This is a genomic window from Streptomyces sp. 2-1 (genome assembly GCF_048564895.1).
Lineage (GTDB): Bacteria > Actinomycetota > Actinomycetes > Streptomycetales > Streptomycetaceae > Streptomyces > Streptomyces phaeochromogenes.
In genome coordinates this window covers 5,490,491-5,512,969 of sequence record NZ_CP183383.1, presented here as the reverse complement: position 1 = coordinate 5,512,969, position 22,479 = coordinate 5,490,491, and the positions used below count along the sequence as shown (strand labels likewise).

Annotated in this window: 17 protein-coding genes; 12 read left to right on the top strand and 5 right to left on the bottom strand. The window is 71.3% G+C overall.

Translation table 11 applies throughout. From position 1 onward, the window contains the following. Positions 1–10: 10 nt before the first annotated feature. Positions 11–1,102 (bottom strand): PucR family transcriptional regulator, encoded by a 1,092-nt coding sequence (locus tag ACN20J_RS24220; RefSeq protein WP_259333690.1) that lies wholly within the window; start codon positions 1,100–1,102, stop codon positions 11–13. A gap of 479 nt (positions 1,103–1,581) precedes the next feature. Here ACN20J_RS24220 and ACN20J_RS24215 point away from each other — a divergent pair, with 479 nt between their 5' ends. From ACN20J_RS24215 to ACN20J_RS24200, 4 genes are all read left to right on the top strand, one after another. Continuing rightward, positions 1,582–2,097: a hypothetical protein gene (locus tag ACN20J_RS24215; protein WP_361988800.1), complete on the top strand. Its 516-nt coding sequence runs from the start codon at positions 1,582–1,584 to the stop codon at positions 2,095–2,097. A gap of 105 nt (positions 2,098–2,202) precedes the next feature. Beyond that, the gene (locus ACN20J_RS24210; RefSeq protein ID WP_190230706.1) at positions 2,203–3,621 is read left to right on the top strand and encodes a flotillin family protein; all 1,419 of its coding nucleotides are present in this window, start codon (positions 2,203–2,205) and stop codon (positions 3,619–3,621) included. A gap of 250 nt (positions 3,622–3,871) precedes the next feature. Next, complete coding sequence (locus ACN20J_RS24205; RefSeq protein WP_189841378.1) at positions 3,872–4,357, top strand: cation:proton antiporter regulatory subunit; 486 nt, start codon at positions 3,872–3,874, stop codon at positions 4,355–4,357. 5 nt (positions 4,358–4,362) lie between these two features. Beyond that, positions 4,363–5,604 (top strand): cation:proton antiporter, encoded by a 1,242-nt coding sequence (locus ACN20J_RS24200; RefSeq protein WP_419668942.1) that lies wholly within the window; start codon positions 4,363–4,365, stop codon positions 5,602–5,604. A gap of 361 nt (positions 5,605–5,965) precedes the next feature. Here ACN20J_RS24200 and ACN20J_RS24195 read toward each other — a convergent pair whose 3' ends face one another. From ACN20J_RS24195 to ACN20J_RS24185, 3 genes are read right to left on the bottom strand one after another with little or no spacing between them, the layout of a single operon-like run. Beyond that, positions 5,966–6,973, bottom strand: a complete 1,008-nt coding sequence (locus ACN20J_RS24195; RefSeq protein WP_419666777.1) for a TIR domain-containing protein — start codon at positions 6,971–6,973, stop codon at positions 5,966–5,968. 31 nt (positions 6,974–7,004) lie between these two features. After that, complete coding sequence (locus tag ACN20J_RS24190) at positions 7,005–8,084, bottom strand: hypothetical protein (protein WP_361917592.1); 1,080 nt, start codon at positions 8,082–8,084, stop codon at positions 7,005–7,007. Next, positions 8,081–9,196, bottom strand: a complete 1,116-nt coding sequence (locus tag ACN20J_RS24185; protein ID WP_419666776.1) for a TIR domain-containing protein — start codon at positions 9,194–9,196, stop codon at positions 8,081–8,083. The genes ACN20J_RS24190 and ACN20J_RS24185 overlap by 4 nt, the downstream gene beginning before the upstream one ends. A gap of 489 nt (positions 9,197–9,685) precedes the next feature. Here ACN20J_RS24185 and ACN20J_RS24180 point away from each other — a divergent pair, with 489 nt between their 5' ends. The 6 genes from ACN20J_RS24180 (at position 9,686) to ACN20J_RS24155 (ending at position 19,277) form a co-directional block, all read left to right on the top strand. Continuing rightward, positions 9,686–10,972, top strand: coding sequence for an FxsB family cyclophane-forming radical SAM/SPASM peptide maturase (locus ACN20J_RS24180; protein WP_246575395.1), 1,287 nt, complete (start codon positions 9,686–9,688; stop codon positions 10,970–10,972). Between the two features lie 46 nt (positions 10,973–11,018). Next, complete coding sequence (locus ACN20J_RS24175) at positions 11,019–11,789, top strand: hypothetical protein (protein ID WP_419666775.1); 771 nt, start codon at positions 11,019–11,021, stop codon at positions 11,787–11,789. Between the two features lie 23 nt (positions 11,790–11,812). After that, positions 11,813–15,760: an FxSxx-COOH system tetratricopeptide repeat protein gene (gene fxsT, locus ACN20J_RS24170; protein WP_189843939.1), complete on the top strand. Its 3,948-nt coding sequence runs from the start codon at positions 11,813–11,815 to the stop codon at positions 15,758–15,760. Positions 15,761–15,866: 106 nt separating this feature from the next. Then, a complete protein-coding gene (locus ACN20J_RS24165) occupies positions 15,867–16,748 on the top strand; it encodes a hypothetical protein (RefSeq protein ID WP_189843940.1) in 882 nt (293 codons plus the stop codon). 6 nt (positions 16,749–16,754) lie between these two features. Next, complete coding sequence (locus ACN20J_RS24160) at positions 16,755–17,825, top strand: hypothetical protein (RefSeq protein ID WP_189843941.1); 1,071 nt, start codon at positions 16,755–16,757, stop codon at positions 17,823–17,825. Between the two features lie 51 nt (positions 17,826–17,876). Then, positions 17,877–19,277, top strand: coding sequence for a hypothetical protein (locus tag ACN20J_RS24155; protein ID WP_189843942.1), 1,401 nt, complete (start codon positions 17,877–17,879; stop codon positions 19,275–19,277). Here ACN20J_RS24155 and ACN20J_RS24150 read toward each other — a convergent pair. After that, positions 19,274–19,753 (bottom strand): hypothetical protein, encoded by a 480-nt coding sequence (locus ACN20J_RS24150; RefSeq protein ID WP_419666774.1) that lies wholly within the window; start codon positions 19,751–19,753, stop codon positions 19,274–19,276. The genes ACN20J_RS24155 and ACN20J_RS24150 overlap by 4 nt on opposite strands. A 268-nt stretch (positions 19,754–20,021) precedes the next feature. Between ACN20J_RS24150 and ACN20J_RS24145 the strand changes: the two genes are divergently transcribed. Then, entirely contained in the window at positions 20,022–21,386 is a 1,365-nt protein-coding gene (locus ACN20J_RS24145) for a hemolysin family protein (RefSeq protein ID WP_361890130.1), read from the top strand. A 5-nt stretch (positions 21,387–21,391) separates the two neighbouring features. Then, complete coding sequence (locus ACN20J_RS24140; protein ID WP_190230667.1) at positions 21,392–22,414, top strand: hemolysin family protein; 1,023 nt, start codon at positions 21,392–21,394, stop codon at positions 22,412–22,414. Positions 22,415–22,479: the final 65 nt, after the last annotated feature.

Genomic DNA, 22,479 nt, shown 5'->3' with positions numbered 1-22,479 from the left:
ACCGCATCGGCTAGAAGTCCTTCTCCGGCCAGTCGAGCAGCCGCGCCCCGATGACCGCCGTCTGCAGCGTGTACCGGTGCACGGGATCGGCCGGATTCGCCCCGGTGAGCGTGTGGATGCGGTCCAGCCGGTAGGTGAGCGCGCGGACGCTGAGCGACAGCCGCCGGGCGGCCTCCGCGGCGACGCAGCCGGAGTCGAAGTACGCGGTGAGGGTGTCGAGAAGCGGCTCCGCCCCGCCGCGGGCCTGGCGCAACGGTCCGAGCGCGCTGAGGACCAGGTCGGCCATGGCCTGCCGGTCCCGGGTGAGCACGGGGTAGACCAGCAGGTCGGCGGCGCGCAGCACGGGGGTGTCGAACTCCAGGCGGTCGGCCAGGTCGAGGGCGTTCAGCGCCTCCTCGTACGAGTGGACGACCCCGCCGGGCCCCGGCTGGGAGCGGCCGATGGCGACGCGCCCGCCGTCGGTGGCCGCGTACGCCTGCTTGGCGAAGAAGTCGAGCACGTCGTCCTGGTCGCCGGGCGCGATGCACACCAGACGACCGTCCTTGGTGGTCACGAGGATGCTGCGGTCGCCGAACCGGCTGATCAGGGAGCGCTCCACATCGCGGGGCACGGCGTCCCCCTCGTCGTACGCCGTCCTGCCCTGTGCCACCGCGACGGCGTGCGCGTGCGAGAGGCGCAGCCCGAAGCGTTCGGCGCGTTCGGCCAGCAGACCGAGGTCGCTGCGGCCGTGCAGCAGGTCGTCGATGAACTCCCGGCGCGCGGCCTCCTCCTGGCGTACGGCGAGGAGTTGGGCCCGCTCGTAGCCCTCGGCGAAGGCGTCGACGGCCTGCTCGACGGCGGCGAGTGTGCTCTCGCCCGCCGTGGCGGGCCAGTGGACGCGGGCGGCGGCCAGGTGGGCGCCGACGAGGGCGCGCAGTCCGTATCCCGCCTCGGCGGCCCGCTCACCCAGGGCCCGGCGGGAGTCGAGTTCGTCGCGGGTCAGCCGGCGGCCGGTCGCGGAGGCGTCCGTGAGGATGCGCCCATACCCCTCCAGATACTCCTCGGGTATGTCCCGCCCCGCCGCCATCCGCACCCCCGTCTTCCTGATGAGCCGTTGACGCATTTCTAGCGCATACGGGCGGAGCGCGGTCCCGTGGGGGAGGTGCTCACTGCCGGAAGACGGCAGGTCCATGCGTGCTCTCGGTTCCCCTCACCACGGAGGACGTTCGGAGGATGCTCGGGGGAGTTCGGGGGAAGTTCGGAGGGACTTCGGGGGCTCGGCAAGAGATGAGGCCCCGGTGCCGGTCGTCTCACGACGATGTGTCCGGCACCGGGGCCCTTATCCGTCCCCCGTGCTCCCCGTTTCTGCCGGACCATCGTGACCCGGGACGGGAGTCCGGCGCATTGCCGGGTTCCGGCAATCTTTACGCGTTCTTGATGCCGGAGGGCGGCGAAGCGCTCGAACGCGAGTGCCACGTACGGTGTCGGCACGGCGTCAAGAACGCATAAAGACTGCCAGATCACGGCAATGTGCACACATGTACGAAGCTGGCACAATGCCCGTTGATCGAGGTGACCGGCGCAGGTGGGGGAGGTGGACCGGTGACTCTGTTTCTCGGTCTCGGCATCGCGGGGCTCGTCCTGCTGGTCCTGACGCTGGTCTTCGACGGCGTACTCGAGGGACTGTTCGGCGGCACCAGCTTCCTGGACGGGCTCTTCGACGGCCTCCTCTCCCTGCCGGTCATCGCCGGGTTCGTCTCGATGCTCGGCTTCGGCGGGGCGCTCGTCCTCGGCACGACCGGGCTCGGCGCCGGACCCGCCACCGCGGTGGGCATCGGCGCCGGGGCCGGGGCGGGCTGGCTGACCTGGCGGTTCAGCCGGGCCCTGATGCGGGACGAGCCGTCCGCGACCCCGCGCGGCACCGACCTCGTGGGCAGTTCGGGCTCGGTCGTCACACCGATCCCGGCCGAGGGCTACGGCGAGGTGCTCGTGTATCTCGCGGGCCAGCCGGTGAAGCTGGCGGCCAAGAGCCCCGAGCCGGTGGCCCGGGGCGCCGAGATCTGGGTCGAGGAGTCGCTGTCACCGACGTCGGTGGCGGTCAGGCCGGTCCAGCGCTGAGGCCCTGTCCGGCCGGTAGTCCGTAACCCGTACCGCTCGTAACGCTCGTAACGCTCGTACCACTCGTACTGATCTGCCGCCCGGGGGTGGCAGGGGGGATCCACCATGAGTCCAGTTCTCGTTGCGGTCGTGGGAGTCGTCGTACTCCTCGTGCTGCTCGCGCTCGTCGTCGTCACCCGTTACAAGGTGGCCGGGCCCAGCCAGGCGTTCATCGTCACCGGCCGGCGCGGCAAGAAGTCCACCGACCCGGACACCGGCCGGGTGTTCACCGACAACAGCGGCCAGAAGGTCGTGGTCGGCGGCGGTGTCTTCGTCGTGCCGTTCGTCCAGCAGAAGTTCACCCTGGACCTGTCCTCGCGGCATATCCCGATCTCGGTGCGCGGCGCGGTCACGCTGCGCGGCGTCAAGGCGAACCTCGAAGGCGTCGCCATCGTCAAGGTCGGCGGCACCGAGGACTCCATCCGCGCCGCGGCCCAGCGGTTCCTGATGCAGCAGGACGGCATCGTCGGCTTCACCCAGGAGGTGCTGTCCGGCGCGCTGCGTTCCATCGTGGGCCGGATGTCGGTGGAGGACATCATCCGGGACCGTGCCGCGTTCGCCGGGCAGGTCGCCGAAGAGGCCGAGGCGAGCCTGTCCGGGCAGGGCCTGGTGCTCGACGCCTTCCAGATCCAGGACATCACCACCGAGGGCTCCTACCTGGAGGACCTCGGCCGGCCCGAGGCCGCCCGCGCCAAGCAGGAGGCCGACATCGCCGAGGCGGTGGCCCGGCGTGCCGCCGAGCAGGCCCGGCTGAAGGCCGAGGAGGAGATCGCGATCGCCCAGCGGACGTTCGCCCTCAAGACGGCGGAGATCAAGGCCGAGACGGACGAGGCGGCGGCCCGTGCCGCGGCGGCCGGCCCGCTGGCCGAGGCCGCCCGCTCGCAGGAGGTCCTCGCCGAGCAGGAGAAGGTCGCCCAGCGGCAGGCCGCGCTGACCGACCGCGAACTGGACACCAAGGTCCGCAAGCCCGCCGACGCCGCCCGCTACCAGGCCGAGCAGGAGGCCGAGGCCCGGCGTATCGCCCAGGTCAAGGAGGCCGAGGCGGACGCCCAGCGCTCCAGGCTGACCGGTGAGGGCGAGAAGGCACACCGCGCGGCGCTCGCCGACGCCGTACGCATCGAGGGTGAGGCGGAGGCCGCGGCCATCGGTGCGAAGGGGGCGGCCGAGGCCGAGGCCATGCGCAAGAAGGCCGACGCGTTCGCGCAGTACGGCGATGCGGCCGTACTGCAGATGCTGGTCGAGGTGCTGCCGCAGGTGGTCGCCAAGGCGTCCGAGCCGCTCAGTGCCATCGACAAGATGACGGTCATCTCGACGGACGGGGCCAGTCAGTTGTCGCGCACTGTCGCGGACAACGTCGCCCAGGGGGTCGAACTCCTCAGCTCCACCACGGGGGTTGACCTTGCCGAGCTCCTCAAGACGATCACCGCGCCGAAGCGGGGTGCTGTCGCGGTGGAGGCCAACGGGAAGATCGAGGTGAGTGAGTGACTTACTGAGTGACTGGCTGACTGAGTGACTGACGGTTCGGGTTGAGTTTCGGGTGCGGGTGGGTGGGGGCCGAGTGCGCGGTTCCCCGCGCCCCTAAAAGACGAAAGCCAGGGGCGCAGCCCCGCTTTCAGGGGTGCGGGGAACCGCGCGACCGCCTCCCCCCACCGGGCCGCGGCCGAAGTCGATCCGCAGGTCGCCGTAGGGTGAACGCACACCAGATCGACGCCGGACACCGGACAGGGGACCAGTCATGGGCACTCCACGCCTGAGCAGTACGCCGTTGCCAGGGATCGGTGTGCGGTACGACCTGACGACGCGAGAACAGCGCCGCCTGTCGGTGGTCGCGCACCGGGACGGCGGCCGGACACTGAGCGCGTACCGGACGGACGACCCGGACGCCTGCGCCCTCTCCGTGCGGCTCTCCGCGGGAGAATCGGCGGCGCTCATCGACGCGCTGATGCCCGCCCACCACAGCCCGAACCTGCTCTCCACCACCGAACTGGGCCTGGTGGCCGAGCGGATCGAGCTGTCGTCGGTCTCGCACTGGAACGGGCGCGTCCTCGGCGAGACCCGGATGCGCACCGAGACCGGTGCCTCGATCGTGGCCGTGCTGCGGCGGGCCGAGGCGATCCCCTCCCCCACGCCGGACTTCCGCCTGGCGGGCGGCGACACCCTCATCGTGATCGGCACCCGCGAGGGCGTCGAGACGGCGGCGACGATACTCGGAAGGGAGTGAGCACAGTGCACTCGTCCGCGACGTTCCTGATCGAGTTCGGTGCGATCATCCTGGGCCTGGGGCTGCTGGGCCGGTTCGCGGGACGGTTCCAGTTCTCGCCCATACCCCTCTACCTGCTGGCCGGGCTCGCGTTCGGCGAGGGCGGGCTGCTGCCCCTGGGCACCAGCGAGGAGTTCGTCGCGATCGGCGCCGAGATCGGCGTCATCCTGCTGCTGCTCATGCTCGGCCTCGAATACACCGCCACCGACCTGGTCTCCAACCTCAAGACCCAGTACCCCGCAGGACTGGTCGACGCCGCCCTCAACGCCCTGCCCGGCGCCGCGATGGCCCTGCTGCTGGGCTGGGGCCCGGTCGCCGCCGTCGTCCTGGCCGGCGTCACCTGGATCTCCTCCTCCGGCGTCATCGCCAAGGTCCTGGGCGACCTCGGCCGCCTCGGCAACCGCGAAACCCCGGTCATCCTGAGCATCCTCGTCCTCGAAGACCTCTCGATGGCCGTCTACCTGCCCATCATCACCGCCCTCCTCGCCGGCGCGGGGATCGCGGCGGGCAGCGCCACCCTGGCCATCGCGCTCGGTGTCGCCGGCCTCGTCCTGGTCGTCGCGGTCCGCTACGGACGCCACCTCTCCCGCTTCGTCTCCAGCGACGACCCCGAGAAGCTGTTGCTGGTGGTGCTGGGGCTGACGCTGCTGGTCGCGGGCGTGGCCCAGCAGTTGCAGGTGTCCGCGGCGGTGGGCGCGTTCCTGGTGGGGATCGCGCTGTCCGGCGAGGTCGCCGAGGGCGCCCACGGGCTGCTCTCCCCGCTGCGCGACCTGTTCGCCGCGGTGTTCTTCGTCTTCTTCGGCCTGCACACCGACCCCGCCAGCATCCCGCCCGTCCTGCTCCCCGCCCTCGCACTGGCCCTGGTCACCGCCGGCACGAAGATCGCCACCGGGTACTGGGCCGCCAAGCGGGCCGGGATCTCCGCCAAGGGCCGCTGGCGGGCCGGCGGCACCCTCGTCGCCCGCGGCGAGTTCTCCATCGTCATTGCCGGACTCGCCGTCACCTCCGGCATCGAGCCGAGACTCGGGCCGCTGGCCACGGCCTACGTCCTGATCCTGGTGATCATCGGGCCCCTCACCGCCCGCTTCACCGAACCGGTAGCCACCCGTCTGACCGGCCGCCTGCGCCGTGAGCCCGCCGCCACGGGCGCCCCGACGCCCCCTGACCGGGACCTCGTCCCCAGCCCGGACGCGCCTGTCGAGAAGTAGCCGCGGGTTGGTCGACACGTGCAGGTGGGTCAGGGCCGAGTGCGCGGTTCCTCGCGCCCCTGGAGGTGTGTGGGGGTTCGGTGGGTTGTGAAGTTCGGTTGGTGTGTGGCTTCGTGCGCGGTTCCTCGCGCCCCTTGAGAGGCAGAGGCCTGGAGGTGCGGCCCCGCCCTTAGCTTTTAGGGGCGCGGGGAACCGCGCACTCAGCCATCACCCACCCGCACCCGACGACACACCCGAGCCTCCGTCGTCCACCCGTTTCCTGGCCGGTGACACCCCGTCGGGCGCCCCGGACGGCAGCTCGTCCGGCACGCTGCAGATCGGCCCGGCGAACAGGGTCGGCTGAGGCCCGGTCCGGCGACGGTCAGCGCGCGGGCCAGTTCTCCACGGCCTTGTCGACCAGCAGCCTCACCTCGGCGACCCCCTCCTCGTCCCCCCAGAAGTCCAGGGCGTCCGCAAGGGCCTGCATCACCTTCGGAGACTTCTGAGCGAGGGCGAAATTGACGACCGAGACGACGCGGTTCCTGAGTTGTCCGTCATCGCTCACCATGGACAACTGCTTCGGCTCGATCATCTGCCGTACGGACACCAGCCAGACGTTCCACGTGTCCCTGTCGAGGCCCACCGGTGAGCGGACCAGGGCCTGTACGAGGGTCAGCCGCTCGGCCCCGCTGAGTGGTGCGCCGGACCCGTTGGCACGGGCGGGCGGGCTCACGAAGGGGCCGCCGCGCGGGGTGTAGAGGTCCGCCTTGGACTGGTGCACCGGGGCAGCGGTTTCCCAATCGGCGGGCTCCGGCTTGGCGGACAGTCCGAAGGTCGGTGGGAATTCCGCCGCGGTCGTGGCGTCCATCTCCGGAAGGGGAGCCGTGGCCTTCCGCACCATGTGGTCGACGAGTGCGATGACCAGCTTCTCGTACGCCGGCCGGTCACCGCGCATGAGATCGACGACGCAGCTGTGCCGGTAGGCCTTCCCGAACCGTGGCGTCCGGTGCTGGATCTCGGCGACGCTCGGGGGCAGTTCCCGGGCGACGGGCACCCAGAACAGCGGCAGTACGGCGATCGGTTCGGGATCGCCGGCCAGGCGCATCCGCTCCTCCATGACCGCCCACTCCCGCCCGCACCACTTGCGCTCGAAGAAGTCGTCGGAGAGCAGCGCGATCAGGAAGCGGGTGGTTCCCAGCGCTTGGGAGAGATCCCGCCGCCACCGGGCCCCGTGCTCCAGCGAGTCCGTGTCGAGGAATCCGTCATGGGAGGCGGACACGCCCCGCTTGATCGCCACTTCCTGCTGGAGGCGCGCGTGGAACTGTCGTACGAGTTCACTGTCCGCGTCCCGCCCCGCGTAACTGGTGAAGAAGAACGGCGGCTGTGTCATCGGCACTCCCCCGTGTCGGCCAGGCAAGGACTCATCGTCCCTGATCGCCGTTCCAGGCGTCCACGGCCTTGTCGACGAGGCGCCGGACGTCGGCGATGCCCTCCTCGTCACCCCAGAGATCCAGGGCGTCCGCGAGGGCTTGCATCACCTTCGGATTCCGCTGGGCGAGGGCGAAGTTGACGACCGAGATAATGCGGTCCCTGAGCTGTCCGCCGTCGCTCACACCGGCCAGTTGCGTCGGCTCGATCATCTGCCGCACGGACACCAGCCAGATGTCCCACGATTCCCTGGTGCGCCCCACCGGCGAGCGGGCCAGGGCCTGTACGAGAGTGCGTCGCTCCACCCCGCTGAGGGGCGCGCCGGACGAGTCGTCACGGGGCTGCGGGATCACCACGATGCCGCCGGGCGGGGTGTCCGGGTCGGTCGGCGGGGCGGGAGTCAGTATCCTGGCGCACCGCTCGTAGCTGGTCCGGCGTACCTCCTCGGCGACGGCGAGCAGTTGCGCGGGGTGGCCGTTCATGAGTGACGCCAGGTGTTTGGCCTGCTTGGACCCGAGGTTCTCCGCCTGGTCCAGGAGCAGCCGCGAGGACTGCTCGACCGTCATTCCGCCGAGTTCCAGCCGGTTGCTGCCCCAGGTCTCGCCGCAGGAACGAGAGGTGACGAGCCGGTGCCCCGTCCCCGGGACGAAGTGTTCGTAGACGCGGTCGGGGTTGGACACGTCGTCGTAGACGAAGAGCCAGCGGTTGTCGGGCCGGTGTTCGACCTTCGCGCCAAAGGCCCGGGCACGCTCCTCCCGCAGCGCCTGATACTGCTCTTCGAGGAGTCCGCACAGTCGGTCGTCGTCCGTCTCGCCCCGGCAGGAGAACCACCACGCCACGTCGTAGCGGCGGGTATAGGCACGGCAGTAGGCGATGGCGACCTGGGTCTTGCCGAAACCCTGGACCGGTGCGACGCCGTCGTGCAGCAGGACGTGACCGTACTGCTCGAAGAGCTCCAGCAGCCTGGCGATCTGGTCGTCGCGCCCCTGGAAGGGAAGGTCGAGCGGAGGAATGTTCGATATAGGGGGCGGTGCGGTGGCCGAACGGGACGAACGCGGGGGCGGAAACGTCACCGGGTGTCCCCCTCGCGCTGACCCGGGATCCGTGGGTTGGGGTCGCGCACCAGCTCACACAGACGTTGCGCCTCGTTCTCGTCGGAGCCTTTGAGCTGGGTGACCGGCACCCCGCGGCGAACCAGCAGCGGACGGGGTTCCGCATCGATCTGCACCGGAATCAGCCACTGTCTGTCCGCGCCGACGAACGCGCCTTCCCAGTCGAGGGGTTCGGTCTCGCCGGCCGTGAAGTAGGTGCGGGAGAACAGGGCGATCACGCGCTCCGCCACTCGATGGGCCCTGTCCACGGTCTCGGACAGCGACTCGCGCTCGGTCTCCCAGCGCACCTGGGTGACCGAGGGGTGCCCGTCCCGTTCGAGGACCTCCGCCATCCAGTCCGCCCAGGGCTGGTCGGCGCCCACGTAACTGATGGCGATGGAAACGGGAGGGGACGGGGCCCGGGAGCCGTAGCCGCCACCCGGTTCGGTGTACGAGCCTGTGTACACGGGTGTCCGCGGCGAGGTGGTCTGCCGGGTGAGGGGCAGCCTTCCGAACGCGGAACGGACGCGGGGCAGTTCGTCGGCGTCGAGCGTGGAGAGGCGTATGCGCCGCGCCTCCGCGATCCGCCTGGACAGCCGTTCCAGCAGGGCGAAGTAGGCGTCCTCCGCCTCCCGGCTGTCCGACTGCATCAGCTGGTGCAGTCCGTTGCCGCCGAATCCGTCCTCCCACTGGATCTCGGCCGGCGACCTCCGGCCGTCGCCGGTCGGCGGGGGCATGGCGTCCGGCGGAACGGGTTCCCACAGTATGGGGATGAGGCAGGTCGACGCGTCCTTCTGGGTCAGCACGCGGTGGCGGCTGATCCGGGTCTCGAAGACCGCCCACTCCATACCGCAGTACTGGCTCTGGAAGTACTGCGGCGAGCACAGCGCGATCATCACTCCGACCTCGGCGATCTCGGCCACAGCGCCGGCGAGGCGCTGGCCGGGAGCCGCCTGGGGGCCCAGGGCGCCACTCACCCACAGCCCCTCCTGCGCCCTCAGCCGGTACTCGAGATCCGCGTGGAAGCGGCTGATGGCAGGCCAGCCGTCACTGCGGGTGCAACTGGTGTAGAAGTAGTTGACGGATGGATCCACGCGCCCCTCGCAGACTGCCGCCGGTAGTCCGGCAGGGCGAAACTCTCACTGGCTTGGACATGGGCCGAACAACGTCGTAGCTCCAGTCGGTCCGGTGACCCCCCTGTTACCAAGGATAGGCTTCCTTGACCGCGCTGGGTACAGTGAAGAGAGCCTGACGGGCGCACTCGTCAGGCGTACGGGCACACGTCAGGCGTACGGGGTGGATATTCGCCGACGGCTCACGAATCCGGGACTCTAGCAGGGTCGGCGGACCGCTTCGAACCGTTGTGGGGCCAGGGGACGCGGGGGGAATGGGGGCCGGAGCCATGAAGAGCGGGGCCGGGAGCGGTGCTCCCGAAAAGCTGGGCGAATTACGGAAGTTGGCGGACCTGCTGTCCGTCGAACGGCTCGCGGGCATGCCACGGTCCGCGGTGGTCGAGGCACTGCTCAGGCAGCGCGCGGACCCGGGCGCGTCACCGGGGAGCGCCGGCGCTCCGAGGTGGCACAGTGCGGTGTGAGAAGGGCTCACAACCTCTCGCACCGGAAAAGGGACTGACGGCGGGTCAACAGGCCGTTTCCTTCTCCCAGTTCGTCGTCAAGCTGCACAGCAGATGCAACTTCGCCTGCCCGGACTGCTATGTCTACGGCCTGCGCGACAGCGGCTGGGCCGCCCAGCCCCGGGTGATGTCCACCGCGGTCCTGGACCGTACGGCGCAGCGGATCGTGGAGCACGTGTGGCGCCATCGGCCCTCCGAGGCGCGGGTGATGCTGCACGGGGGTGAGCCGCTGCTCGCCGGACCGCGCCGCATCGGTCACTTCGCCGAGACGCTGCGCTCGGCGTGGACCGGTCTGGACACGTCCCTGGAACTCGTCGTGCAGACCAACGGCGCCCTGCTGAACCGGAGTTACCTCGATCTGTTCCGCCGGTGGGGCATCACCGTCGGTGTCAGCCTGGACGGGACCGACGAGGGACACGACCGCAGGCGCCGCTACCACTCCGGCAAGGGGACCCACGCGGACGTCGTACGGGGCCTGGATCTGTTGCGCACGCCCGGCTACCGCTCGTTGTACGGCGGTCTGCTGTGCACGGTGGACCTCGCGGACGATCCGGTGGACACCTACGAGGCCCTGCTGGCGCACGAACCTCCCGCGCTGGACTTCCTGATGCCGCTCGGCACCTGGCAGTCCGCGCCCCCGGGGCCGCCCGGGGAGCCCGGTGTCCCGTACGCCCGCTGGCTCGCCACCGCCTTCGACCGGTGGTTCGACGCCCCGGTGCGGGAGGTTCCCCTGCGGCTCTTCGACTCGCTGGTCGACCGGCATCTGGGCGGGGCCGGCACCAGCGAGGTGTGGGGAGCTGTCGGTTCCGACGTCGTGGTGGTGCAGCCGGACGGGAGCATCGAGCAGAACGACATCCTCAAGTCGGTGCACGACAACGCCGCCCACACGGGCTACCACATCGAGGCGCACGGCTTCGACGACGCGGCGGTCCATCCGGGGTTCGCCGCGGACCGGGCCGGCGCCGAGGGACTGAGCGCGCAGTGCCGGGCCTGTCCGGTCGTGGGCGTCTGCGGCGGTGGTCTGCGCGCGCACCGGTACCGGCCGGAGAACGGATTCGACAATCCCTCGTGCTATTGCGCGGACTTACGCGCATTGATCGAGCATGTGCGCGACCGGGTCACCCGCAGTCTTCACGCTCTTGCAAAGGACTGTCACAAGGCGGTTACAGGCGGTGGGAATCTCCCTAACATGGGGATGCCTGCCGATGTAGAACCGTTGCACCGCGTAAGGGAATGATCGGGGACGACCCCGGTTCGGAGACGGGCGGGAAACGGGGGGATGCATGGTTCCGTATTTCTTTGTCAGCCATGCCGTGAGCGGCAGTGGCAGACGGGACGTCGAGCATTTCCATGCCGATCTCCAGGCCGAGATCCGTGCCCGACTGGGCCGTGAGCCGAGATTCGACGGAGTGCTCGCGGACCACCGGGGGCTGGACCTCCGCGCGGGCCCACCGCCCACCACCCCGGCCATGAACTGCCGTTCCCTGGTGGTGCTCTACTCGCAGGAGTACTTCCGCAGCCCGCGCTGTACGTACGACCTGTCCGTGTTCGACGAGCGCATGAGCTGGCGGGTGCACCGCACCGGTGACACGTCGGTGGCCCCGGTCGGGGTGGTGTGGGAAGCCGCGGGGTTACCCGCCCGGCTGGCCGAGGAGACCGCCCGGCAATCGGGCCCGACGGGGAGCGACTACCCCCGGCACAGCGTCGGCCAGCTGATCCGCGATCCCCTCGCGCGAGGGGGATACATCAAGATACTGCGCAGTGTGGCCGACCGGGTGCTGGTGGCCGCGGACCGCTCACCGCCCACCATGACCGCGCGTGATGTCGGCTACCTCACCCCATTCAGGGCTATGTCCCGTACGTCGGCCGTCTCATGGGATGTGCACCTTGCTCCCCTGCCGGTACCGTGGCACAGCAGGCGCGCCGGCGCGTCACAGGATCCGGCCCCGATGGGGGCGGCGCTCGGACTGCCGGATTCGCCTCCCCGCACCAGATCGTGGTTCTCATCCCCGGGGGAAGGCGAGCGTCCCATCCTCCGTGGACCGCATGGCTGACGCGAACACGTGGAGCAGCATCAATGAGCAGCGTGGAGCCGGAACCCTCCGGCGCCGAGGCCGCCCATGAACCGGCGACCATTGTCACCTTCTACTCGTACAAGGGCGGGGTGGGCCGAACGATGGCCCTCGCCAACGTGGCCTGGATCCTGGCGACCGAGGGCTCCAGAGTGCTCGTCGTCGACTGGGACCTGGAGTCCCCGGGCCTGCACCGCTTCCTGAGGCCCTTCCTCAACGACCCCGAACTCGCCGACACCACCGGTGTGGCGGAGATGGTGCAGGGCTACGGACGGGACGCCGAGGCGCTGGCCGGACAGGGCCTGGACGGGACGGAGTACGAGCGGCGGCTGCGGGAACTGCTCGACGAGCACGCCGATGTGCGGCCGCACCGCGACACCCTGCGCTGGGACCGCTTCCAGCCGCCGGGGACCATCGAGTTCCTCGGCCCCGGCCGGCAGCACGAGGCGTACAGCGAGAACGTGGCGCTGTTCGACTGGGCGTCGTTCTACAAGCACGACCGGGGCAAGCGGTTCGTCGACACCCTGCGCGAGCGGCTGCGGCAGGGCGACTACGACTTCGTCCTCATCGACAGCCGCACCGGGCACTCGGACAACGCGAGCATCTGCACGCTCTGGCTGCCGGACGTCGTCGTGGCCGGCTTCAACCTCAGCAATCAGTCGATAGAGGGTACGGCGGCCGTCGCCCGCCAGATCCACGAGCGGGCCCACGAGACCGGGCGGGACATCCGCATCCTCCCGGTGCCCATGCGCGTCGAGCACACCGACCGGGAGAAGGCGTCCCGGCGGCGCGCCTACATCGAGAGCCGCTTCGGCGGACTGGTGGGCCCCCTGGTCGCCGGCAGCGTGGAGGAGTACTGGGGGCAGGTCGAGGTGGAGCACCACCCGGCCTTCGCCTACGAGGAGATCCTCGTCCCCTTCACCCTGCTGCCGGGCAAGTCCTCGTCGCAGCTCACGGCCTATGTGCGGATCGCCGAGGAGATCAGCCGAGGCAAGGTGTCCCGCAGCCGCCCGGTGAAGGAGGTCGTCCGGCAGGAGATCGAGCGCCGCTTCGCCGATGTGAAGCCGCCCGGACAGCGCACCGCGCGGATCGTCCACGCGGCGCCCGACCGCCAGTGGGCCGACTGGATCCGCGGCGTGCTGGCGCGCATCGGCATCAGCTGCCAGACGACGGACGACTGGCGGGCCGAGTCCGGCAGCACGGGCGCCAAACCGACGTACACGATCCTGGTGGTCTCTCCCGCGCTGCCGTCCGACCGTGACCTCAACGCCTTCGTCTACCAGCAGTTGAGGGGCGTGGGACGGCTCGGGTCCGGCGACCGCGGGGCGTCCATCGTCGCGGTGCGCGTCGAGGAGGCGTATGTCCGGCCGCCCATCGCGGACATGGCCGGACCGCATCTGCAGACCCTGGGCGAGCAGGCGGCCCAGGAGCTGCTGCTCGCCTTCTTCTCCGACCGCGGACAGCACGCCGAGCCCGCCGAGGGCAGTGACCACCACTCGTCGAGCGGGGCGCGCTTCCCCGGCCGGAAGCCCGCCATCTGGAAGAGCGACCCGCGCCCCGCGACCTTCCAGGGCCGCGAGACGTTCCTCGCGCGGCTGCGCGACCAGTTCCAGCCGGACCGCCAGGCGGCGCCCGCGATCCTCACAGGCCCCCTCGGCGTGGGCAAGACCCGGATCGCCCTGGAGTTCGCCTACCGCTTCTCGCCGGACTACGACGTCATCTGGTGGATCGAGGCCACCGACGCGCTCAGTGTCCGTGAGCAACTCGCCGCACTGGGCGAGAAGTTGGGGGTCACCAAGAGCACCGCCCCGGACGCCGTGGACCGGACCCTGAGCGCGCTGGCCGGCGGCACCGAAAAGTACCGGCGGTTCCTGCTGGTGTACGACAACGTGCGCGGCCCCTGGGATCTGAACAGCCTGCGCCCCGGCGGTGGTTGCACCCATGTGCTGGTCACCTCGGAGAGCGGCGACTGGGCGAGCGTCGGCCAGGAGTTCGAGGTCGGCCTACCGACCCATGACGAGGCGTGCGACCAACTGCGCCTGCACTTCCCCGGGCTCCTCCCCGAACCGGCCGCCGAGATCCTGGAGGTGTCCGGCCGCCTCCCGCAGACCGTCGAACTGGCGGCGGCCTGGATCAAGGGCACCGGTGTGCCGGTCGAGGAGGCCATCGGCCGCTACCGGGACGCGATGAGCACCCATGTCGCCGGACCGGAGAGCGGCTATCCGGAGGAGGCGCACACCACCTGGTCGATGTCCATGGAGTCACTGCGGGCGGCCTACCCGGTCGCGGAGAAGTTCCTCCGGCTGATGGCGCACATGTCCCCGAGCGGCGTCTCCATGGACGTACTGCGCTGCCGTGCCGCCCTGGAGTGGCTGACGCCGCCGGACGGGGGCCCGCTCACCGCCCAGACCGCGGGGCTGGCCTTCAACGCGCTCGACGAGCGTGCGCTGGCCCGTATCAACCAGGGCAGCGGGCGGGTGGTCGGCGACCCGATGGGGCTGACCTTCCTGCGGGCGGCCCTGCCGGAGGAGGAGTACGAGGAGTCGCGCACGGCGGTCCAGCGGATCCTGGCCTCCCTTGCGCCGCTCGACACCGAGGCCCACGAACCGCGGTTCCTCTCCGTCTTCGCCGAACTCGACCAGCACGTCGTCGCCTCGGGTGCCGTGCAGAGCACGGACGACGAGGTGCGCCGCTGGCTGGTCAACCAGGTGCGCTACCGGCGCCTGGCCCGCCGCCTGGACCGCGCCCAGGAACTCGCCGCCCTGCTGTTCGAGGAGTGGACCGGGCGGTACGGGTCCGTGGAGAGCACCGACGACATCTTCCTGCTGCGGCTCGTCGTGGAACTGGGCAACATCCACCGGGACGCGGGCCGGTTCGTGGAGTCCGAGGAGATCAACCGCGGGGCGCTGGACCGGCTGCGCGCCACCCTGGGCCTCGACCATCCGGTCACCCTGCGCAGCGCGCTCGGCAGGGGTGCCGATCTGCGGGCCCTCGGCCATGTCCAGGAGGCCTTCGCCGAGGACCAGTCGACCGCCGACATCCTCACCGAGGTGTTCGGGCCCGACAACCCGTACACCTTGATGGCCTCGGCGAACCTCGCGCTGTCGCTGACCATGGTCGGCATGACCGCGGAGGCCCTGGACCTGCACCGGGAGACGTACGAGCGCTGTCGGCGCGTCCTGGGCGAGGACCATGAACTGACGTGGAGCGCGGCGGCCCAACTGGGCAACCGTTACCGGGAGTCCGGGGACTATCCGACCTCGCAGCGGCAGCTGCAGTACGCCTTCAACGAGGCGGAGCGCCGCCTGGGGGAGAGCGATCCGGCGACGCTGCACGCGAGCCGGGGCCTCGCCGCGACCCTGCGCCGGATGGGCGGCACGGAACAGGACGACCTGATCAGCGCGGCCCGCAAGTACGACGAGGACGCGATGGAGGGCTGGCTGGAGTACGTGGGCCCCGACCACCACGCGACGCTGGCCGCCCGGTTGTCGCTGGCCGCGGATCTGCGGCTGATGGGGGAGTACCCGCGCGCCTGCGAACTCGCCGAGGAGTGCGTCGAGCGGTACGGGACCTGGCCGCAGGGACATCCGTTCCTGCGGATGGCCCAGGTGAACCTGGCGCTGTGCAGGCGCTCGGCGGGGCTCGTCGACGGTATGGCGGAGCTGAGCGAGGAGGGCTGGCAGGGCCTGTGCGGGACGCTCGGTCCTGACCATCCGCTGACCCTGATCGCGGCCCTCGACCACGCCAACGCCCTGGTGTTCACCGGGGAGTCGGCCGCCGCGCTGGAGCTCGACCGGGACACCTACGAGCGGCTGCGCGTCCGCTGCGGGGCCGAGCACCCGCTGACCGGCTTCGCCGCGACGAACCTCCAGGACAGCGAGGCGAGGGTGCGGGACGCGGTGGGGCCGGGCGGTGAGCGGATCGAGATCGACATCGACGTGCCGTACATCTGACCCGCGCGCGAGACGTGCGCGGGTCGTGGGGCGGAGGTCGGAAAGGGCGCGCGGGCCGCGGCACGCGGCGGGCGCGCCGGAGCGGGTCCTGGGCGAGGAGGCGGCTGTGGCGGAGTCGGGGGAGCGGGAGTTGGGCAGGTCATGGTCGGCCGCGGTCCTCTCGGCCAGGCCCGGGGAGGGGGCGACCCTGGTGGCGACCGCCGCCGCGGCACTCATAGACGCGGAGACCGGGCACAAGGGCCAGAACGTGATCCTGATGGACGCGGACCTGGCGACCGCGGGACTGTCCCGGCTGCTGCGGGCCTGGCAGGCGACGGGCACGGGGGACGAGTACGGCGCGGGACCGGCGGCCGGCGACGGCCGCGGGCTGGTCGGCTACGCCCTTGACCGGCGCGTGGACCTCCGGGACCGCTCGGTCCAGGAGCGGCTCCAGGACCTGCGCTCACCCGACGGCCGGACCGGCGACATGGCGCTGCTCGCACTGGACAGACCCGGGCTCTCCGCCCTGGCGGGCCTGGCCGGGCTGCCGCGGATCATGGCGCGCGCGGCGCAGCGGCTCGCGGAACTCGCCGGCTGCCTGCTCGTGGACTGCGGCCCCGGCTGGAACGCGCGGACCCGGGCCGTCTGCGAGAGCGTCGACTTCGTCTTCGTGGTGGGCCGGGCAGGAGACCGGACCCACCCCGACACACTGCGGCTGGCGGAGCGGCTGGAGGAGTCCGGACTGCTCCCGAAGACCATCGGACACATCGCGAACCAGCCCGAGAACGTCGAGAACCGGCACGGTCCGCAATCCGCCGGTGGACCAAGGGCCGTAGAGGACACACTGCCTCTGAGAACCGTCATCGACCTGCCGTACGACCCGCGGGCCGCCCAGGCGCTCGCACAGGGTTCGCTGTCCGGGCCCGGGAGCGCCTTCGAGACCGCACTGCGGCGGGGCATGGACGCGCTCGAACCCGATCTGTTCCGCACCGGCTTCGACATCTACTGAGGAGGCATGGTGGACACCGCGGAATCCAACCGCTCCGACATCTCGGCCGGGAACTCCTCGGTCGCCGAACCCGCACGACGGCTCGCCGCCCATGTCACCGAGGACAGCCGCCAGTTCGTGGAACTGTGCGCCGGCGCCCTGGACCCGGCCGGGCTGCACCATGTGGCCGCGTACCACCGGGGGGTCTTCAACTACTCGGTGGACATCCTCGACGCCCTCGACAGCTCCGGCTGTCTGCCCGCGGGCCTGGAGACCCGGTTCTGCCGCGACCTCTACATCCGGGTGGGACGCCAGCTCAACTTCCTGCTGGACCGCATGGACCGGGCGCTGCGGCCGGTGGAGAGCGGCCGGCTGATCCGCACCGTGCTGCGCCTCGGCGAGGCGTCCGTCTTCCACTACCACGTCCGGCCGGGCGAGTATCTGACCGGTGTCTCGCTGGGCCGCGAGAACGAGGAGCCGGGCGACCGGGCGATGGCCAGGCTCGCCACCCGCTTCGCCGCCGTGCTGCGCCAACGCGGCCTGAACTACGGCGGGTTCGAGGAGGAGCCGAAGCCGTCCGAGAGCGACCGGCCCACCCGCACCGCGGCCCCGGGATCGACCGGGAAGGAGGAGGCCCTGCACACCGACCGGCTCGGGCTCCTCGGGCCGGAGGCGGACCGGATCCGTGAGCTGTGCGTCGAGGCGCTGTCTTCGGACGACCTGCATTACGCGGCGTACGTGGACCCGCGCGCCGGGCTCATCTCCACGGACGTGCTGGAACTCGCCGAGCTGGCGCCCTACTTCCGCAACATCACCCGGCCGGGGCGCCGCGAGCGCTACCAGGACATCGCGGGCCGGCTGCCCTTCGTCGTGGCCCGGATGAACCACTCGCTGAAGGCGGTGCTGCCGGGCCGGCTGACCCGGACCGTGCTCGACGTGGACGAAGGGGCCCTCTATTACGTCGCCATGGGGAACGGTGCATTCCTGCTGGGTTCGACTCTCCACCAGGACCGGGTATTCCATGCGGATCTCCGCATGAATATGCTGGCCAATTCTGTCCAGGAAATCATCAAGGAACGAGACTGGAACAGTAATTGACGCCCTAAATTGGATTCCGGTGGCACGAGAATCGGACGGGGGGTGATTCCGATGGCCTCCGGTGTCGCCGGGCGGGGCCTTCTCGGTGCCACGAGGCATCTGTGGACGCTGGTGGGGATCATCGGCGTCGGCTGGGCCGTCGGTGCCGGCGCGGGGACCGGAGACCTCAGCGGCTCCTCGCTCTACCTCTTCTTCACGACCCTCCTGCTCGCCGTCGGGCTGTACGGCTCCACCTCGGAGATCTCGCTGCGCGAGGCGAGGCGGGACCTGAAACTGCTGGTTCTCGCCGTCACGGTCGGAGTGGTCGCCAAGGCCGCGCTGATCGCGCTGGTGCTCTGGCTGGTGCTGGACGATCCCGCCTACCTCGTCCTGGCGGTCGCCGTCGCCCAGATCGACCCGCTGTCCGTCGCCGCGCTGCGGGACTCCTCCCGGCTCTCACCGCGCGGCAGGACGGTCCTGTCCGTCTGGGCCTCCTTCGACGACCCCGTGACGGTGCTCCTGACCGCCTACACGGCCCCCTTCGCGCTGCGCGCCCTGGACGACTCCGCCGGCACGTCCGCCACCTCCTCCACCGAGGGCATCGCGGGCGCCGTCGGTGACGACCTGCTGGACTACGCGGCCCAACTGGGCTGGAACGCGGTCCTGGTGGCCGTGGCCGCGGCGCTCTGGCTGCTGCTGCGGCGCACGCGGGGCAAGGACCCCGCCCACTGGTCCCCCGCGACACAGGCCGTCGCCGTGCTCCTGCTGCTCGCGCTGGTCGTGACGGCGGGTGGCTACACGCTGATGCTCGGCGTCGCCTTCGTGGGCCTGTTCTTCCGGCCGCCCGCGCTCACCCGCCACCTCGGACGGATCTCCCGGGGCGCCTACGTGACGGCGGCGTTCACGCTGGGACTGCTCCTGGTGGCGGGCGTCGACCTGGTGTACGGCCTGGTGCTGGGCGCGGCGGCCTACGGCGCCCAGATCGTCGTGGGTTCGGTGCTGGCCCGGAAACTGGACCGGGTGGACCGGGTCTCCCTGGCACTCGGCCAGCAGAACGGGGTGACCGCCGTCATCCTGGCCCTCTCCCTCCAGCCGATGTTCCCGGAGGCGGTCGCGATCGTCGCCCCGGCCATCGTGACCGTCAACTGCCTGCACTTCGCGGCCAATTCCCTGTGGGGGCGCCGCCGGCCGGACCCCGACGACCCGCGCCCGGCGCCGGACCGTCCACCGCTCCCGCACGCCCGGCCGGTTCAGCCGGACCTGTCCGCAGGCCCCGGCACGGTCGCCCTCTGGAAGGACCTGGACGGTGCGGCCGACCCGCACTGGAAGGAACCCGCCGCCGGGCCCGCGCCCCAGGACCCCGGAGGAGACGGAGGGGACGGAGGACCGCCGCGTCCGGCCCTCGCCCACCTCCTCAGAAACGTCCCGGTCGTGGACGCGGTCGCGCTGGACGCAGTGGGGGAGACCGACTAGCCCGCACGGTCGCCGGGTGCGGGTGCGGGTGCGATCGCGGGCGCCGGGGCTTCCGCGAGGCTCACAGCCGGGCACCCGAACGCCTCCGTCAGCACCCGGCGCTGGTGTTCCGTGAGGGCGTTGAGGAAGATCACCGCGGCCGCTCCCGTCTCCTCGCGGAGAGCGGCCACTTCTCGGGTCTTCCCGGAGCTCAGCAGGGTCCGGGAGGAGTACGGGAGGGTCATCTTCCTCGCCCCGCCGTCCGAGACGCCGCGGCGCTGCACGACGCGGCCCACGACCCGGGCGCCGCGTGCCGACAGACCGGTGGCAGCCGCGTCCATGCGTACGGCGAAGTCCTTCTGCCTGGCGGAGAAGTACCCCACGAGCAGGACATCGGCCCCCGCGAGATCCGGGCCGGGAGGGCTCGCCGAGGTCCCGGCCGGCCGGGGGCGCCGGCGGGGGGAGGGTCTGCGGTCGCGCCTTCGGTGCTGGTGCACGGCCTCACCGTAGGCACCCGGGCCCCTGCCGCGACAGGCGTTTTCCGGGAGCGGGCCCGGTCCCCGGCCACCCGCCCGCGCCGCCCACAGTCGCTCCCGACGCGCTACTTTGCGATTCCTTTACACTGGGTGGGACGTGTCCGGTCAGGGCGCGTCATACGACCTTTAGTGCGAGAAGGAGCGAAGGTTCCGCGATGGGTGAACCTCCCAGTACCAGCCGTGCCATCCCCGGCCCGAGACATGTGCGTGACGGGGCGGGGGTGGCACGGTGACCGAGATCCTGCTGCTCCTGCTCGCCCTGCTGCTCACGCTCGCCTGTGCCGTGTTCGTGGCGGCCGAGTTCTCGCTGACCACCGTCGAGCGCGGTGACCTGGAGCGGGCCGCCGAGGCGGGTGAGCGGGGTGCCGAAGGCGCGCTGAAGGCCGTCCGGCGGCTGACACTCCAGCTGTCCGGGGCCCAGCTGGGCATCACCGTCACCTCGCTGGTGATCGGCATGCTCGCCGAGCCGTCGCTCGCCTCGCTGCTGAAGGGGCCGCTGGAATCCGCCGGCCTGGGCGGCGCCGCCTCGACCGTGGCGACCGTGCTCGGTGTCGTCGTCTCCACCGTCGTCCTGATGGTGATCGGCGAGCTGGTGCCGAAGAACTGGGCGATCTCGCGCCCGCTGGCCGTCGCCAAGGTCGTCGCGGGCCCGCAGCGCGGGTTCACGGCCGCGTTCGGCCCGTTCATCCATCACCTCAACAACTCCGCGAACCGTTTCGTACGCCGCATGGGCCTGGAGCCCGCCGAGGAGCTGGCCTCCGCCCGCGGCCCCGAGGAGCTCGTCGCACTGGCCCAGCACTCGGCCGCGCAGGGCGCCCTCGAGCCGGACTCTGCGGAGCTCTTCGTCCGCACGCTGCACCTGAGCGAGCTGACCGCGGAGAACGTGATGACCCCGCGCGTCGACGTACGCGCGCTGGAGTCGCGCGCCACGGCAGCCGACGCCGCCAACCTCACCCACGCGACCGGCCTGTCCCGCTTCCCGGTCTACCGCGACAGCCTGGACGAGGTCGTCGGCTCGGTCCACATCCGTGACGTACTGGCCCTGGAGCCGGAGAAGCGGGCCGTCACCCCTGTCACCGAGCTGGCCACGGCCCCGCTCCTTGTGCCCGACAGCCTGCCCGCCGACCGCCTCCTGGAGCGGATGCGGGCGAGCCGCACCATGGCCGTCGTCATCGACGAGTACGGCGGCACGGCGGGCGTGGCGACCGTCGAGGACATCGTCGAGGAGGTCGTCGGCGAGGTCCGCGACGAGCACGACCCCGTCGAGGTGCCCGACCTGCTGCCCGCCCCCGCGTCGCCGGACGGCCGCGCGGTCTGGGAGGCGGACGGCAGCGTACGGATCGACGAGCTCGCCGGGATAGGCCTGCGGGCGCCGGAGGGTCCGTACGAGACCGTCGCCGGCCTTGTCGCCACCCGGCTCGCCCGGATCCCGGCCGAGGGCGACGCGCTGGACCTCGACGGCTGGCGCCTGGACGTCCTGGACGTGGAGCACCACCGAGCCGACCGCGTCCGCATCACCGAACCGGCCGCCGACGAGCCGGCCGCCGAGTCCGCTCGTGACGCGGCCCGTCAGACCGTGGAGGAGTCCCGATGAGCACGATGACCACCCTCCAACTGGCCATCGGTGCCCTCACGTTGGTGACCAACGCGTTCTTCGTCGGCGCCGAGTTCGCGCTGATCTCCGTACGCCGGAGCCAGATCGAACCGCGCGCCCAGGAGGGCAACAAGCGGGCCCGGATGACCCTGTGGGGCCTCAAGCACATCTCCGCGATGATGGCGACGGCCCAACTCGGCATCACCGTCTCGTCGTTGGTGCTGGGCGCGGTCGCCGAGCCGGCCATCGCGCATCTGCTGGAGCCGGCCTTCGAGGCGGCCAGCGTCCCGGACGCCCTCGTCCACCCGATCGCCTTCGTGATCGCGCTCACCGTGGCGACGTATCTGCACATGCTGATCGGCGAGATGATCCCGAAGAACCTCGCGCTCGCCGCGCCGGTGCCCGCCGCGCTGCTGCTCGGCCCGCCCCTGGTGGCCCTCACCCGCGCGCTGAAGCCGGTCGTCTTCGGTATCAACGCCTTCGCCAACGTCCTGCTGAAGCTGCTGCGGGTCGAGGCCAGGGACGAGGTGGAGTCGGTCTTCACCGACGACCAGCTCGCCCGCATGGTCGTCGACTCCAGCCAGGCCGGGCTGCTGTCCTCCGCGGACGGCGAGCGGCTGCGGGACGCCCTGGAGCTGGGCACCCGCCCGGTCGGCGAGATCCTCGTGCCGGCCCAGCGGATGCGTACGGTCGAACACACCGTCACCCCGGCCCGGCTGGAGCGCGCCGCCGCCGAGGCCGGCTTCTCCCGGTTCCCGGTGACCGGCGAGGACGGTACGGTGCTCGGCTACCTCCACATCAAGGACACCCTCGGCGTCACCGACCGGGACCGCCCCTTCCCGCGCACGGCGCTGCACGCGGTCACGCGCGTCCGTATCGACACCCCGCTCGACGACACCCTCACCGCCCTGCGCGCCAACGACAGCCACCTGGCCGCGGTCACCGGCGAGTCGGGCAAGGTCCTCGGCTTCGTCACGATGGAGGACGTGCTGTCGGAACTGGTGGGACCGGCACCGGCGGGGGTCTGACCCGCCGGCCCCGGCGGGGGTCCGACCGGTCTGCCCCGGCGGGGGCCGACCGGTTCCGGAACGGC